15 protein-coding genes are annotated in these 13,749 nt (G+C 55.6%); 8 read left to right on the forward strand and 7 right to left on the reverse strand.

Going from position 1 to position 13,749, the window contains the following annotated elements; all coding sequences use genetic code 11:
* The first annotated feature begins 147 nt into the window (after nt 1–147).
* On the forward strand, nt 148–906 hold the full coding sequence (gene ubiG / locus AC5Q5A_RS16860; protein WP_197145499.1) for a bifunctional 2-polyprenyl-6-hydroxyphenol methylase/3-demethylubiquinol 3-O-methyltransferase UbiG: 759 nt from the start codon (nt 148–150) through the stop codon (nt 904–906).
* Nucleotides 907–921: 15 nt separating this feature from the next.
* On the opposite strand, the gene AC5Q5A_RS16865 is transcribed toward ubiG, so the two are convergent.
* Nucleotides 922–1,356, reverse strand: coding sequence for a DUF1178 family protein (locus AC5Q5A_RS16865; RefSeq protein ID WP_063088954.1), 435 nt, complete (start codon nt 1,354–1,356; stop codon nt 922–924).
* Between the two features lie 125 nt (nt 1,357–1,481).
* On the opposite strand from AC5Q5A_RS16865, the gene AC5Q5A_RS16870 reads away from it, so the two are divergent.
* The gene (locus tag AC5Q5A_RS16870; protein ID WP_493895973.1) at nt 1,482–2,006 is read left to right on the forward strand and encodes a class I SAM-dependent methyltransferase; all 525 of its coding nucleotides are present in this window, start codon (nt 1,482–1,484) and stop codon (nt 2,004–2,006) included.
* A 149-nt stretch (nt 2,007–2,155) separates the two neighbouring features.
* Nucleotides 2,156–4,069 (forward strand): PhoX family protein, encoded by a 1,914-nt coding sequence (locus AC5Q5A_RS16875; protein WP_008891703.1) that lies wholly within the window; start codon nt 2,156–2,158, stop codon nt 4,067–4,069.
* Between the two features lie 81 nt (nt 4,070–4,150).
* Here the strand turns inward: AC5Q5A_RS16875 and AC5Q5A_RS16880 are convergent, their stop codons facing one another.
* Nucleotides 4,151–4,693 (reverse strand): YHS domain-containing (seleno)protein, encoded by a 543-nt coding sequence (locus AC5Q5A_RS16880; RefSeq protein WP_493895974.1) that lies wholly within the window; start codon nt 4,691–4,693, stop codon nt 4,151–4,153.
* A gap of 225 nt (nt 4,694–4,918) precedes the next feature.
* On the opposite strand from AC5Q5A_RS16880, the gene AC5Q5A_RS16885 reads away from it, so the two are divergent.
* On the forward strand, nt 4,919–5,302 hold the full coding sequence (locus AC5Q5A_RS16885; RefSeq protein ID WP_493895975.1) for a VOC family protein: 384 nt from the start codon (nt 4,919–4,921) through the stop codon (nt 5,300–5,302).
* 19 nt (nt 5,303–5,321) lie between these two features.
* Here the strand turns inward: AC5Q5A_RS16885 and AC5Q5A_RS16890 are convergent, their stop codons facing one another.
* A complete protein-coding gene (locus tag AC5Q5A_RS16890) occupies nt 5,322–6,146 on the reverse strand; it encodes a carbon-nitrogen hydrolase family protein (RefSeq protein ID WP_493895976.1) in 825 nt (274 codons plus the stop codon).
* A gap of 21 nt (nt 6,147–6,167) precedes the next feature.
* Complete coding sequence (locus AC5Q5A_RS16895) at nt 6,168–6,302, reverse strand: hypothetical protein (RefSeq protein ID WP_493895977.1); 135 nt, start codon at nt 6,300–6,302, stop codon at nt 6,168–6,170.
* 78 nt (nt 6,303–6,380) lie between these two features.
* On the opposite strand from AC5Q5A_RS16895, the gene AC5Q5A_RS16900 reads away from it, so the two are divergent.
* Entirely contained in the window at nt 6,381–7,040 is a 660-nt protein-coding gene (locus AC5Q5A_RS16900; RefSeq protein WP_493895978.1) for a GntR family transcriptional regulator, read from the forward strand.
* A 152-nt stretch (nt 7,041–7,192) separates the two neighbouring features.
* Nucleotides 7,193–8,530 carry an NAD(P)H-dependent oxidoreductase gene (locus AC5Q5A_RS16905; protein ID WP_493895979.1) on the forward strand — a complete coding sequence of 446 codons (1,338 nt, stop codon included), beginning with the start codon at nt 7,193–7,195 and terminating at the stop codon, nt 8,528–8,530.
* 85 nt (nt 8,531–8,615) lie between these two features.
* Here AC5Q5A_RS16905 and grxC read toward each other — a convergent pair whose 3' ends face one another.
* The 3 genes from grxC to AC5Q5A_RS16920 form a co-directional block, all read right to left on the reverse strand.
* The gene (gene grxC / locus AC5Q5A_RS16910; RefSeq protein WP_008891709.1) at nt 8,616–8,873 is read right to left on the reverse strand and encodes a glutaredoxin 3; all 258 of its coding nucleotides are present in this window, start codon (nt 8,871–8,873) and stop codon (nt 8,616–8,618) included.
* Between the two features lie 125 nt (nt 8,874–8,998).
* Nucleotides 8,999–9,766, reverse strand: a complete 768-nt coding sequence (locus AC5Q5A_RS16915; protein ID WP_338183084.1) for a ComF family protein — start codon at nt 9,764–9,766, stop codon at nt 8,999–9,001.
* 60 nt (nt 9,767–9,826) lie between these two features.
* Nucleotides 9,827–10,738: a LysR family transcriptional regulator gene (locus AC5Q5A_RS16920; protein WP_493895980.1), complete on the reverse strand. Its 912-nt coding sequence runs from the start codon at nt 10,736–10,738 to the stop codon at nt 9,827–9,829.
* A gap of 131 nt (nt 10,739–10,869) precedes the next feature.
* Here AC5Q5A_RS16920 and AC5Q5A_RS16925 point away from each other — a divergent pair, with 131 nt between their 5' ends.
* Nucleotides 10,870–11,487 carry a glutathione S-transferase family protein gene (locus tag AC5Q5A_RS16925; protein WP_493895981.1) on the forward strand — a complete coding sequence of 206 codons (618 nt, stop codon included), beginning with the start codon at nt 10,870–10,872 and terminating at the stop codon, nt 11,485–11,487.
* A 111-nt stretch (nt 11,488–11,598) separates the two neighbouring features.
* Entirely contained in the window at nt 11,599–13,704 is a 2,106-nt protein-coding gene (locus AC5Q5A_RS16930; RefSeq protein WP_493895982.1) for a pyridoxamine 5'-phosphate oxidase family protein, read from the forward strand.
* Nucleotides 13,705–13,749 lie beyond the last annotated feature (45 nt).

The following is a 13,749-nucleotide window of genomic DNA, read 5'->3' on the forward strand; positions in this document are numbered from 1 at the left end:
CATCTGAACATGGCTGCCTTGCTTTGAATTTCTGCCAGATCGCCGCCATCGCACCGTCATTTGACAGGTGAGTATTGCCTTGCCGTGCGCGCACGCGTAAACAGGGCGTCATACAGCAACGTTGTTTTACGCCTTCGGAGCCACACCATGTCGGACGCATCCGCCCCCACCAGCCGCACTGCCAATGCCGATGAAATCGCACGTTTTTCTGCGATGTCTGAAAAATGGTGGGATCCAAATGGTGTGATGAAGCCGCTGCACAAATTCAATCCGGTGCGCCTGCAGATCCTGCGCGATAATATCTGTGCGCATCTTGGCCGCGATCCGGAAACAATTGAGCCGCTTAAAGGCATCGAAATCATCGATATCGGCTGCGGGGCTGGTTTGCTGTCCGAGCCGCTTGCGCGCATGGGCGCAAAGATGACCTCGATCGACGCGTCTGAAAGCAATATCGAAGTCGCCAAAATCCATGCGGCGCAATCCGGCCTTGAAATCGACTATCGCTGCGCAACGCCGGAAATGCTGGCCGATGAGGGCAAGCAGTTTGATATCGTGCTGAACATGGAAGTCATCGAACATGTCGATGACCCGCAATTCTTCATGCAGGCCTGTGCATCGGTGCTCAAACCGGGTGGCTTGATGTTTGTCGCGACACTGAACCGCACGATCAAGTCACTGGCACTGGCCAAGATCGGCGCGGAATACGTTCTGCGCTGGCTGCCTGCGGGTACCCATGACTGGCGCAAATTTGTCAAACCATCTGAAATGTCGGGCTATCTGCGTGGTGCCGGTCTGGACCTTCAAGATATCACCGGGGTGGCTTACAACCCGTTCAACGACACATGGTCGCCCGCCCCGCGTGATCTTGATGTGAATTACATGGTGATTGCCCGAAAGCCTGACTGATCTTCTTTGATCGCGTCAGTTCTTTTTGGTTCCGTCATCCCACGGCAACGCCATGACATCGATGCCTTCATCGACCAGTTCGGCTGTTTCCTTAAGTGATGCCTGACCATAGATGCCACGCTTTTCGGTTTCGCCGTAATGGATTTTGCGGGCTTCTTCGGCAAACTTGTTGCCGACATTTTCGCAGTTGCTTTCGACCTGTTTGCGAATTTCGGCAATTGCGGCCTGGGTCGCTTCGGCGATTGCCTTTTGCTGTTGTTTTTCAGCAGCGACTTCTTTTTGGCGTGACGTGCGCAAACGCGGTGCCATCAGGGCCTTGCCAACATTTGACGTCCCACACACCGGGCAGGACAAATCCCCGCTGGCGGCCTGCGCGTCATATGTTGCGCCGTCCTTGAACCAACCTTCGAATTCGTGATCATGTTCGCATTTAAGCTGAAATAGAATCATGATGGTACGTGTATAAGCCAAACCAGTAGCAAAACGATAACACTATCAGATACAGATCATATGGCGCGCATCGGCCGGGATCGCCAGCCCGCGGGCGCCACACTCAATAACCAAGATTTACAAAAATGTCATCCCAATTGCCATCAAACTGGGTCACTCAGCACTGTCCCACGCCAAACCCTACCCCCAATCGCGCGCTTGATCTTGCGTGCGGCAAGGGACGGCACAGCTTCTGGCTGGCGGATCAGGGTTGGCAGGTGACGGCAATTGATCGCGACCTTTCACAAACCGATACCGATACGAACCATGCAATCACTTGGATCGAAGCCGACCTTGAAACCGGCAGCTGGTCATTGGGCGATAAACAGTTCGATCTGATTGTTGTTGCCAATTACCTGCATCGGCCGCTGTTTGAATATCTGCGCAACGCCGTCCGACCGGGCGGCACCCTGATTTATGAAACGTTCATGGTCGGGAACGAGGCATATGGCCGTCCGCGATCACCGGATTTCCTGCTGCGCACCGATGAATTGGCAGATACGTTTGCCGACTGGACGATCACAGCCCATCAGCAAGGACCGATCACAGCGAAACCGGGTGATGAAATTACAGCGATAAAACAATCTATTGTGGCGCAAAAGCCTGAATGAGGCTGATTAGCTGAACGGCATGGATGATTGAAACAAATCCGTAACATATTGTTTTTGCAAAAAGAAACACAACTTTCATAATTAAAACGTGTCGTTTCTGGCATCTTCCCTGCTGCTGTTTCAGGCATAGGCGTTAAGAGAGAAAAGCCATGAACGATAAATACGAAATCATCGAAGATAGCGACGACATCCCGTCCAACCCGACCAACAATCCGTGCATCGACGATCTGATCAATGCACGCTTTTCCCGCCGCGGCTTTTTCAAAGGCCTGATGGCGACGTCGGCAGTTGTGGGCGCAGGCATTGCGACCAGAGGCGTTGCCAAGGCGCAGTCACCTTCGACCCTGACCTTCAAATCCATCCCGCAGAAAATCACCGAAACCCACGCAGTTGCTGATGGCTATGACGCCAGCGTCCTGATCCGTTGGGGCGACAAGGTTGTCGCCGATGCACCGGCATTCGTTCCGGGTCAGGTCGATGCCAACGCGCAGAACAAGCAGTTCGGTTATAACTGCGACTATGTCGGCTATATGCCGCTTCCGGTTGGTTCGCAGAATTCCGACCATGGCCTGCTGTGCGTCAGCCACGAATACACCAATGCCGAACTGATGTGGTCGGGCCTTAAGGACGCGATGGATGCATCCGAAGAACAGGCACTCCATGAAATTGCTGCCCACGGTCATTCGGTCATCGAAGTCAAGAAAACCGGTGGCAAATGGCAAGTTGTTGACGGGTCCGATTATGCCCGCCGCATTTCCCCGATCGACACCGAAATGCAGATTACCGGCCCGGCTGCTGGTCATGACCGCCTTAAAACCAACACCGATCCCACCGGCACCCGTGTTATCGGGACGCTGAACAACTGTGCGGGTGGCAAAACCCCGTGGGGCACGGTTCTGATCGCCGAAGAAAACTTCAACGGATACTTTGGCGGCGATATCGCCAAAACCAGCGAAGAACGCAACTACAAGCGTCTGGGCATCAGCCAGGACAGCTGGTACTCGTGGGTTAAATATTTCGACCGCTTCAATGTTGAAAAAGACCCGAACGAGCCGAACAAATTTGGCTGGATGGTTGAAATCGATCCGTACGATCCGACCTCGATGCCGAAAAAGCGCACCGCCCTTGGCCGCTTCAAGCACGAAGGTGCCACCGTCATCATCAACAAGGACAACTCCGTTGTTGCCTATTCCGGTGATGATCAGCGCTTTGACTATCTCTACAAATTCATTGCGGCAAACAAATACAATCCGAATGATCGCGCCGCGAACATGGACCTTCTGGAAAACGGCACGCTCTTTGTCGCCCAGTTCCACGAAGATGGCAGCCTTGACTGGATGCCGCTGATCTTTGGCGAAGGCCCGCTGACCGCTGAAAACGACTTCCACAGCCAGGCTGATGTTCTGATCGAAGCACGCCGTGCGGCCGACCTTCTGGGCGCAACCCAGATGGACCGCCCGGAAGACGTCGAACCGAACCCGGTCAACGGCAAGGTCTATGTCATGCTGACCAACAACTCCAAGCGCAAGGAAGGTAACGCAGCAAACCCGCGTGCGGCCAACCCGCATGGTCACGTGCTGGAACTCACCCCTCCGGGTGGTCGCGGCAAGGATGCCGATCACACCGCTTCGCGCTTTACCTGGGACATCATGATTGCTGCGGGTAACCCGGCGGTTGCAGATGACAAGGCGGTTTACCATCCGGCGGCAGAATCTTGGGTTTCCTGCCCGGACAACATGGCAATCGACCATCGTGGTCGTCTGTGGATTTCAACTGACGGCGCACCGAAGTCCGACATTCCTGATGGCATGCACGCCACCGATGTCGATGGTCCGGGCCGTGCGCTGACCAAATTCTTCTTTGCGTGCCCGGTTGGTGCGGAAATGTGCGGTCCGGAATTCACCCCGGATGGAAAGACGCTGTTCCTTGCCGTTCAGCACCCGGCAGACGGTTCATCCTATGACGCGCCAAGCACCCGCTGGCCGGACTTCCAGGCAGCAATGCCGCCGCGTCCGTCGGTTGTGGCTGTGACCAAAAATGACGGCGGTGAAATCGCGGGCTAACCGCCTGCTTCACTGTCCTGAAATGCAAAACGCACCGGCCAGTTTGCCGGTGCGTTTTTGTTTGTCTGCGCGCCACCAATATTACTTGATCGGGGCTGCCATATCATAGGTGCCGTCATTATCTGAAATCGCCATCCAGCTTTTGTCCGACGCGGACTTGCTTTCAAGGTCGGTCCAGTTGCCTTTGGCCGCACTGATGTTGCCTGAAATATCTTCGTTCCAGAAACCAACGACGGCCGGCGTTATATTCAGATAAAGTTTCCCGTCGACAATCCGCCACAGGTTCGGGTTGGCCGGCACTTTGCCGCCCTTTACAACCCCGTATGCACAATGCCCATCAAAGGCCGGCGCGTATTTCGCCGGATCGGCCAGAAACATGTCGCGGTTTTCCTCGGACGCAAATGCCCAGGTCGCGCCGTTATATTCGGCGGTAATGTCGGCCCGGCCCGGAACGGCATGGGGCTGCATCATGCCGACATCCTTTTGCGGCAAGTTGAAATAAGCCACCGCGTCATAGCCACTGATCGCAAAGCCAGTTTCATCGACATATTGCTCGCCCGCAAGGGCGGCACCCGAAAGGCTAAAAACAAATGCCGTACCGATCAAAAACTTTTTGAACATCATCCCTGTTCCTCCGTTTGAAAATCCCTGATGAACCGAGTTTGCCCGGGAAGGGCTTCAAAGCGAAATGACGTTGCGACACTGTTTCGTGAGATCGCGTGAGCCTGTGAAAAACCGCTCAACGCTTCCTATATCAATCAAAGAGAATTACCCCTTGACCTCAACTATAGTTGAGGAATTACCAAGAAGGGAAACCGGAAAACAGACACACCAAAACAAGGATAAGCCATGACTGCTGCATTTCTCGAACACGTGAATTTTACGGTCGCCGATCCGGCGAAAACCGCCCAGAACCTGCATAACTGGTTTGGCTGGCACACCCGCTGGCATGGGGAAGCCATCCATGGCGGGCTGTCCTATCATGTTGGCAACGACACAAGTTATGTCGCGATCTATGCCCTTGGCACACCAAAGGACGGCCAGGAAAACTCCTATGCCACCATCGGCGGGCTGAACCATATCGGGATTGTCGTCGATGACCTTGATGCGACCGAGGCAAAGATCAAGGCCGACGGCATTGAAACCTTCAACCATGCCGATTACGAACCCGGCCGCCGGTTCTATTTCCGGGACGAAAACAACATCGAATTCGAAGTGGTCAGTTACGCCTGACCACTTCGATCAAAGATGACTAGCAGGGTTTATATTCCCGATCATTGCCAAGTGATGGCACCATCCGGCGGATTTCATCAACGCGCGTCAGATCAATCTCGGCGGTGATGAAACCCGGATCGGTGCCACCATCGGCCAAAACCTGTCCCCACGGATCAATGATCAGGGAATGACCAAATGTCTGGCGGTCGCCCGGATGATCACCGCACTGGGCCGCCGCAATCACAAAGCATCCGTTTTCAATCGCACGCGCCTTCAAAAGCGTATGCCAGTGCGCCTGCCCGGTGGTGCGGGTAAAGGCCGCCGGGATGCTGAGGATCTTTGCCCCCGCCTTGGCGTAATCGCGAAACAGATGCGGGAACCGCACGTCATAACAGATCGATATTCCGACCTTGCCAAACTCGGTGTCGGCCAGTCGGGCCGCATTGCCGGGACGGAATGTTTTGCTTTCGCGGTAACTTTCGCCATTGGCCAGATCGACGTCAAACATGTGGATCTTGTCATAGGACGTGATGACCTTGCCATCCGGACCAATCACAAAACACCGGTTCGCAACACGGTCTTCATCCGGCACTTTGACATGCAGCGATCCGACAATCAGCGTTGATCTCAGTTCTTCGGCCAGGTCGCAAAAGAAAACCAGACCGGGATGCTCATTCTCGGGAAAGGCAGCGGCACGGACATTTTCGCCGCCAAACGACATCATCGACACGTTTTCAGGAAAGGCGATCAATCTGGCCCCGGCCGCATGGGCATCGCGGGCATAGGTTGCCGCCCGTGCAAGGTTATCAGACATCACATCGCGCGAATTGACCTGCACGCAGGCCGCAATGAAACGGGTCATGACGCAGTCTCCTTTTTATCATTATCCGTCTTCATGATGCGTCTCATCCCAGCCTGCCGCAATAGACAATTGGGATAGCGCAGCCGCGAACAAGGCCCGCAAAAAGACCCGCGCCTTAACGCACACATTGCTCATTTCCGCATCAACAACCGACATCACGCACATCCCAAATTCGGTCTTTTCATCCTCAAAATTAGTGTATACAGTATTCCGTACACCTAACGAGGATCGAAGATGGAACCTCTTTCCGGCCGAAAAAGTCTGACTGACGAAGTGCATGACCGTTTGGTTGATGCCTTGTGTTCCGGTGCTCTCCCTCCCGGGACACCTTTGCGTCAGGAAGCTATTGCCGAGGAACTCAATGTCTCGCGGCAACCAGTGTTGCAAGCTCTGGGGTTGCTGCGTCGTGACGGACTGGTCGAACCGATGGGACGGCGCGGATATCGCGTTGCGCCTGTCGACAGCGACCTTGTCCGTCACGTTTATGACCTGAGAGAAGCATTTGACGGGCTTGCGGCCCGCCTTGCTGCTGAAACCAAGGCACCGGATCGGGAACCGGCTTTGCGGGCTGCCATTATACAGGGACACCACGCTCTGGGCAGCGGCGACACCGCAAACCTTGTTGCAGCCGACGTCGCATTCCATCAAACGATCTACCGTTTGTCGGGTAACCCCCTGTTGCCCGAAGCATCAGCCGCAGTTTGGCTTCAGATCAGACGCGTGATGCATGCCTACCTGCAGATCGGGTACCCCCGTGATCCGATCTGGACGGAACATCAGGCCATCGCCGATGCAATCTGTGTCGGCGATGGTCCTCTTGCCGAAAAACTGGCGCGCGATCATGGCCGCAATGCACGTGATCGCCTGATTTCCCGAATGGAAAAGCCAAGCTGACCTTCCCCTCGCTGCCACCAACAGCCCGCCTTTTCGTCGCCCTTCGCACCAACAATCCCCATCGACTTCAAAAAATCTGCCAATGACCCGTCCGCGTTGCCAAAGGCAGAACCATATAAGAACGACAAGTTTCCTGTCTGGGAGGAACGCCAATGAACCTTGATACAAAGCTCCGCAAACGGGCTGATGAAGGCAATCCCGTCCGGGTTGGCATTATCGGTGCTGGCAAGTTCGGATCGATGTTTTTAAGTCAGGCCGGCCATCATCCGGGCTATCACGTTTTGGGTATTGCCGATCTTAGCATTGATCGTACCAAGGCCGCCCTGCGCCGTGTTGGATGGTCGGATGACCAGTTTGCCGCAAAGGACGCTGCATCGGCCTATCGCGACGGCACCACATGGCTGACCGAAGATGCCGACGCCCTGATTGCTGCCGACGGGCTTGAAGTCATCATTGATGCCACCGGAAGCCCCGCGGCCGGTATACGCTTTGCGCTTAAGGCCATCGAACATGGCCGTCATATCGTCATGGTCAATGTCGAGGCCGATGTGCTTGCCGGACCGCTGCTTGCCAAACGCGCCGAGGCCGCAGGCCTTGTCTATTCCATGGCCTACGGCGATCAACCGGCGCTGATTTCGGAAATGGTTGATTGGGCACGCGCGATTGGCCTGCCGGTAACGTGTGCTGGCAAGGGCACCAAATATCTTCCGATCTATCACCATGTCACGCCCGATGATGTCTGGCATCACTATGGCCTGACACCCGAACAGGCACAGGCCGGCGGCATGAACCCGCAAATTTTCAACAGCTTCCTGGACGGCACCAAATCGGCCATTGAAATGGCGGCCGTGTCCAATGCCTGTGATCTTGTGCCACAGGATTGCGGATTGCAGTTCCCGGCCTGTGGCGTTGACGATTTGCCCCGCCTGCTTTGCCCGCGTGAAAGTGGTGGCATATTGGATCGCAAAGGCACGGTCGAGGTGGTTTCAAGCCTTGAACGTGACACCCGTCCTGTGTTCCGCGATCTGCGCTGGGGCGTTTATGTGACCTTTGAGGCCCCCAGCGAATATGTTGCGCGCTGCTTTAACGAATATGGCCTTCTGACCGATCCAAGCGGACAATACTCCACCATGTACAAGCCCTATCACCTGATCGGGTTGGAACTTGGCATTTCGGTGGCCTCAGCCGCCCTGCGCGGGGAGGCCACCGGAACATCACGCGCATGGTCGGGCGATGCGGTTGCCACCGCCAAACGTGATCTTAAACCCGGTGAAATGCTGGATGGCGAAGGCGGCTATACGGTTTACGGTAAACTGATGCCTGCCCTGACGTCAAAGTCGCGCAATGCCCTTCCGATCGGGCTTGCGCACCATTTGAAAATCAAGCGCACCGTCGCGATGGACCAAACCCTGACCTGGGACGATGTCGAATTTGATGCCAAGGACCCGGCGATTGCCTTCCGCAAGGAAATGGAAGCCACCTTCGGCTAAGATTGCAATCATCAGACAAATAAAAACCCCGGCCAAACTGGCCGGGGTTTTGTATGACAATTGCCGTTAATCAGCTAATTGGCGATCAGGCAGACAGCTTGGCTTCGAGCTTGTCGGCAGCTTCCAGCGCCATCAGCTCGTCACAGCCGCCAATATGTTCGTCATTGATGAAGATCTGCGGCACGGTATGACGGCCATTGGCACGGTCCATCATTTCCTTTTTGCGACGCGGTTCCATCATCACATCGATCAGCTGGTATTTGGCACCCTTTTCCTCAAGCAGCTTGCGCGCACGCTTGCAATACGGGCACCATTCGGTGGCATAGACTTCAACTTTTGCCATGAGGCAGTCATCCTTTCTTTGGCAACCGATCATCGCGAATGCCCCGGATTATCGGGTCCACTGCGTCTGATACGGTGCGGAATTTCAGTCCGATGACGGCTATATAACAGAAATCTTGCAGCGCGTCATCGCACGACACGTGCAACGGTGATCACAGATACGTGCATAACGCCTGATTGCTTTAACGCCCGAACACAGGCATTGGCCGTCGCCCCGGTGGTCAGAACATCGTCAACCAACACCACCCGCGCCCCGGCAAGATTGCGTTTCTCAGCGCGGACTTCATCGACAACAAATGCCCCGCCAACTTCGCGTTTGCGCGAAGACGGGCCAAGCCCGCCAAGGCTTCTTGTATTGCGCTGCCGCCCCAAAACCAGCCCGTCCCAAGGCACGCCTGTCATCTGCGAAAGCTTTGCCGCTAAAAGGCCCGACTGGTTATAGCGCCGTTTCAAAAGCCGTCTTCGATGCAAGGGCACCGGCACGATCAGATCGGCCTGATCCCAGATCCCCCTGCCCGCCTGATAGACCCAGCGCGCAAGAAGCGGCGTCAGATCACCGCGATCCGCATGCTTGAACCGCAACAGGTATTCGCGGCTGTGATCGTCATACACCAGTGCCGCCCGTGCCTGATCAAAGGCCGGTTTCTTTTGCAGGCAATTGCCACACAAAATCTGTCCGCTTTCATCAGGATCACCGCCGATGTTAGCGCTATCATCAAGTTCGAACGGATAGCCGCAACAAGCACATTGCGGGGCCGTGATAAACCTTAAACCCGCCCAACACGCGGCACAGACCGCATGGGTGGTATCGGTCACATCGCCACAGCCCCCGCACCGCGGTGGTAAAATGGCGTTAACGCCCATGGTTGCGACGGTGCGGACCCATTCGATCATCTGCGATGCTACCCACGATCACCTTAAGGAAAAGGCAGCATAGCACACGCAGGGATTGAATTAGCCAAAATCAAATAACGGATTTTTCCGTAAGGTATCCGCCGCCAGATCAATAAAGGCCCGGACCTTTGCCGGGGCATGGCGGCCTTCGGGATGGACTAGATGGATTGGCACCGGATCGGGATCATATTCGCCAAGCACGGCCACCAATCGCCCGTCCGCAAGATAGGGGGCCGCCTGATAGGACAGCATGCGCACAATCCCCCAACCATCAAGGGCGGTATTTCGTGCGGCCTCAATCGAATTGGTTTGCCATCTGGCATCCGGGGAAAAGCCGATCTTGCGCCCGCCATCCGGGGATCTGAATTGCCAATCAAGCCGCGCGGACGATCCGGTGGTGGCAATGAGGCGATGGGCACCAAGATCAACGGGTGTTTGCGGCGCTCCAAACCTCGCAACGTAACCCGATGATGCGCAAAGGATCTGGCTGACCTCTCCGACCCGGACGGCAGTTAATGATGAGTCGGCAAGATCACCGATGCGCACCGCAAGGTCGATGCCCTCCTCGACAATATTGACGATGCGATCAAACAGCAAAAGACGTGCACGCATGTCGGGATATTCATCCAGATACGCGCCAACAATCGGGGCGACATGCATCTGGCCGAACTGAACCGGTGCGGTGATGGTCAGCATCCCGCTTGGTTTGGCATAGGCCCCGCCGGCGGCGGCCTCGACCTCTTTAAGGTCGGCGAGCAATCTTTTGCAGTCTGCATAATACCGTGCACCGGCCTCTGTCACCGTGACCGAACGGGTTGTGCGCGTCAGAAGGCGTGCGCCTGTTACATCCTCCAGATACGCGACCGCGCGGGTCACGGCAGGTGGACTTTGACGCAATGTGCGGGCAGCGGCGGCGAAGCTGCGCGCCTCTACCACATGCACAAACACATTCATTGCTTCGAAACGGTCCATCTTGCGCCATATGATTATTCCACTTATCGGAATACTAAATTTCCAATAAACGGAATTCCATCATTAAATAGAAATAATCACAATATCCTCCGTTTTCGCCCCATGCGAACCAGTAACTCGGAGGATGTTTCATGAAATTGTATTATTTCGCGCTGTCGGGACACGCCCATCGCGCACACCTTTTCCTTAGCCTGCTTGGCATTGATCACGAACTGGTTCATGTCGACATGGTCAATGGCGAACATAAATCCCCGGAATTCCTTGAACTGAACCCGTTCGGGCAGGTTCCCGTGCTTGAAGATGGCGACCTTGTCATCGCGGATTCCATCGCAATCATGGTCTATGCCGCCAGAAAGGCCGGTGCGACCAGCTGGCTCCCCGAAGATGCAGCGGATCTGGCACAGGTTCAGCGATGGCTTTCGGTTGCAGCGGGTGAAATTGCCTACGGCCCGTGTGCGGCACGTCTGTTGACGTTGTTTGGCGCCAAGTTTGATGCAAACGATGTTATTGCCCGTGCGCATGGCGTTCTGAAACTGATCGATGATCGCCTGTCAAACCGCGAATGGATTGCGCTTGATCATCCGACCGCCGCCGATATCGCACTTTACAGCTACATCGCCAACGCCCCCGAAGGCAATGTCGAGCTTAGCACCTACACGCATGTCCTTGCTTGGCTCAAACGTATTGAAGCACTGCCGGGCTTTGTCCCGTTTGAAACGTCGTCGGTCGGTCTTCGGGCGGCTTCGTGACGATATGGGCCGGTCGTTGATCCCTGCGCGTAGCGTGCAAGAACTCAAAGCACCGGCCCCACCGGATTTGCCCCGCCTCGATACCGTCTTTCCTATGGACAGGAGCACGAGATGAACACGGCCAACACCTCAACATCCACACCAGTGATGCCGCCAAAAGACAGTGAGGCCTGGCACCAAGGTGAAATCGAGATGCAGGAACGCGTCGGTGTCCGTCAACAAATGGCGGATGTCGGCAAACGTGTTCTGCGTGATCACCTGATCGATCAACATCGCCAGTTTTATCCGCAACTGCCCTTTGCCGTGTTCGGAACTGTCGACGAGAACGATGATGTCTGGGCGACATTGCGCGCCAATCATCCCGGGTTCCTGTCGGCATCTGATCCCTATCACCTGTCCGTCAACTTGCCGCGCGACGCCGATGACCCGGCCGATGCCGGGATGGGCGACGGCAAGCCGATTGGCATGATCGGCATCGAATTGCATACGCGCCGCCGCAACCGGTTGAATGGGCGCATTACCGCACAGACTGATACGAAATTTGACATTCGGGTCGGGCACAGCTTTGGCAATTGCCCGCAATATATCCGCCTGCGTGATTTCGAATTTGTCCGCGCCCCGATGTCTGCGCCGACATCCAAACCCGAAATATCCGGCAAACTTGATGACCGGGCGCGAAACCTGATTGCTAAGGCCGATACCTTTTTCGTTGCGACCTATGTTGATCGTGACGGCGGGCATCGCGAAGTTGATGCATCCCATCGTGGCGGCAAACCGGGCTTTGTTCATGTTGATGCCGATGGCACGCTGACAATTCCTGACTTCGCCGGAAACCAGTTTTTCAATACGCTGGGCAATATCCTGTGCAATCCCAAGGCAGGGCTTGTCTTTACCGATTTTGCGACCGGTGATGTCTTGCAAATTACCGGTGACGCAGAAGTCATCACCGAAGGCCCGGAAATCAGTGCTTTCAAAGGTGCCGAACGGCTGTGGCGTGTTTTTCCGCGCAAAACAGTCTGGCGGGCATCGGTATTGCCAATTCGCTGGCGCCCGCAGGAAGAAGGCATGTCCCCCAACAGCCTTCTGACCGGGGACTGGGAAAGTGCCGAGAAGAAGCTCGCCGCGATGAGCGCCGCGCAACAATGGCGCTCGTTCAAAGTGGTGCGGATTACAGAAGAAAACCATCTGATCAAATCCTTCCACCTCGAACCGGCTGATCAGGGTGGTGTGGTGTCATTCAACCCCGGTCAGCATTTGCCAATCCGGGTGAATGTGGCGGGCCATGACAAACCGTTGATCCGAACCTATACACTTTCAAGCGCACCGTCAGATGCGCACTATCGGATCAGTGTCAAACGCGAAGGCGTCGTATCCGGCCATCTTCATGACAACTTGAATGTTGGCGATACCCTTGAGGCACGCGCCCCTGCTGGTGATTTTTCCCTGCTGCCGGATATCAAACGGCCGATGGTTTTGATGGCAGGCGGGATTGGCATCACGCCCATGATGTCGATGATGCGCCATGCGGTTTACGAGGGATTGCGCACACGCAATTTCCGCCAGATCTGGCTGTTTTATGCAGCGCGGAGCCTTGCTGACCGTGCCTTTGATGCGGAAATTATCGAACTGGTCAAAGCCGCCCAGGGCAATATCCGGATCATCCGGGTTCTTGGTGATCCCGATGGTGCAACACCGCGCAAGGATTACGAAGCAGCGGGTTATATCGACATGAACCTATTGCGGGCCGTTTTGCCGTTTGATGATTTTGACTTCTACCTGTGCGGCCCGCCGCCCTTCATGCAAGGCCTTTATGACGGGCTGCGCGGGCTGAACATCGCCGACAAACGCATTCACGCAGAGGCATTTGGCCCCGCGTCATTAACCCGCAGCCGGGACAGCGATGACGACGTTCCCGAATTGCCTCGCGCAAGCAGCAAGCCCACCAAGGTCGTGTTTGCCCAATCGAACCGGTCGGCCGTCTGGCAACCGGATGCAAACAAGACGTTGCTCGAACTGGCCGAGGATGCCGGTCTCACGCCTGAGGCAAGTTGTCGGGGTGGGAATTGCGGCACATGTCGCACCAAAATCACCCAGGGCAGCGTGACCTATAAAAACCGGCCCAGCGCAAAAGTCGGCCCGGACGAAGCCTTGATCTGTTGCGCTGTCCCTGCCGAACCGGAAGATGGCGAACCAACGCCACTGGTTCTGTCGATATAGGCTGAATGGATTTCAGGTTCTTCGATTGCAAGGGCGGGATCAAAG

Source organism: Thalassospira sp. CA1 (assembly GCF_059052855.1).

Bases quoted from the DNA above. Each gene is read 5' to 3' on its own strand.
- ubiG (WP_197145499.1), top strand. From the start codon at position 148: ATGTCGGACGCATCCGCCCCCACCAGCCGCACTGCCAATGCCGATGAA.
- AC5Q5A_RS16865 (WP_063088954.1), bottom strand. From the start codon at position 1,356: ATGATTCTATTTCAGCTTAAATGCGAACATGATCACGAATTCGAAGGT.
- AC5Q5A_RS16870 (WP_493895973.1), top strand. From the start codon at position 1,482: ATGTCATCCCAATTGCCATCAAACTGGGTCACTCAGCACTGTCCCACG.
- AC5Q5A_RS16875 (WP_008891703.1), top strand. From the start codon at position 2,156: ATGAACGATAAATACGAAATCATCGAAGATAGCGACGACATCCCGTCC.
- AC5Q5A_RS16880 (WP_493895974.1), bottom strand. From the start codon at position 4,693: ATGATGTTCAAAAAGTTTTTGATCGGTACGGCATTTGTTTTTAGCCTT.
- AC5Q5A_RS16885 (WP_493895975.1), top strand. From the start codon at position 4,919: ATGACTGCTGCATTTCTCGAACACGTGAATTTTACGGTCGCCGATCCG.
- AC5Q5A_RS16890 (WP_493895976.1), bottom strand. From the start codon at position 6,146: ATGACCCGTTTCATTGCGGCCTGCGTGCAGGTCAATTCGCGCGATGTG.
- AC5Q5A_RS16895 (WP_493895977.1), bottom strand. From the start codon at position 6,302: ATGTCGGTTGTTGATGCGGAAATGAGCAATGTGTGCGTTAAGGCGCGG.
- AC5Q5A_RS16900 (WP_493895978.1), top strand. From the start codon at position 6,381: ATGGAACCTCTTTCCGGCCGAAAAAGTCTGACTGACGAAGTGCATGAC.
- AC5Q5A_RS16905 (WP_493895979.1), top strand. From the start codon at position 7,193: ATGAACCTTGATACAAAGCTCCGCAAACGGGCTGATGAAGGCAATCCC.
- grxC (WP_008891709.1), bottom strand. From the start codon at position 8,873: ATGGCAAAAGTTGAAGTCTATGCCACCGAATGGTGCCCGTATTGCAAG.
- AC5Q5A_RS16915 (WP_338183084.1), bottom strand. From the start codon at position 9,766: ATGATCGAATGGGTCCGCACCGTCGCAACCATGGGCGTTAACGCCATT.
- AC5Q5A_RS16920 (WP_493895980.1), bottom strand. From the start codon at position 10,738: ATGGACCGTTTCGAAGCAATGAATGTGTTTGTGCATGTGGTAGAGGCG.
- AC5Q5A_RS16925 (WP_493895981.1), top strand. From the start codon at position 10,870: ATGAAATTGTATTATTTCGCGCTGTCGGGACACGCCCATCGCGCACAC.
- AC5Q5A_RS16930 (WP_493895982.1), top strand. From the start codon at position 11,599: ATGAACACGGCCAACACCTCAACATCCACACCAGTGATGCCGCCAAAA.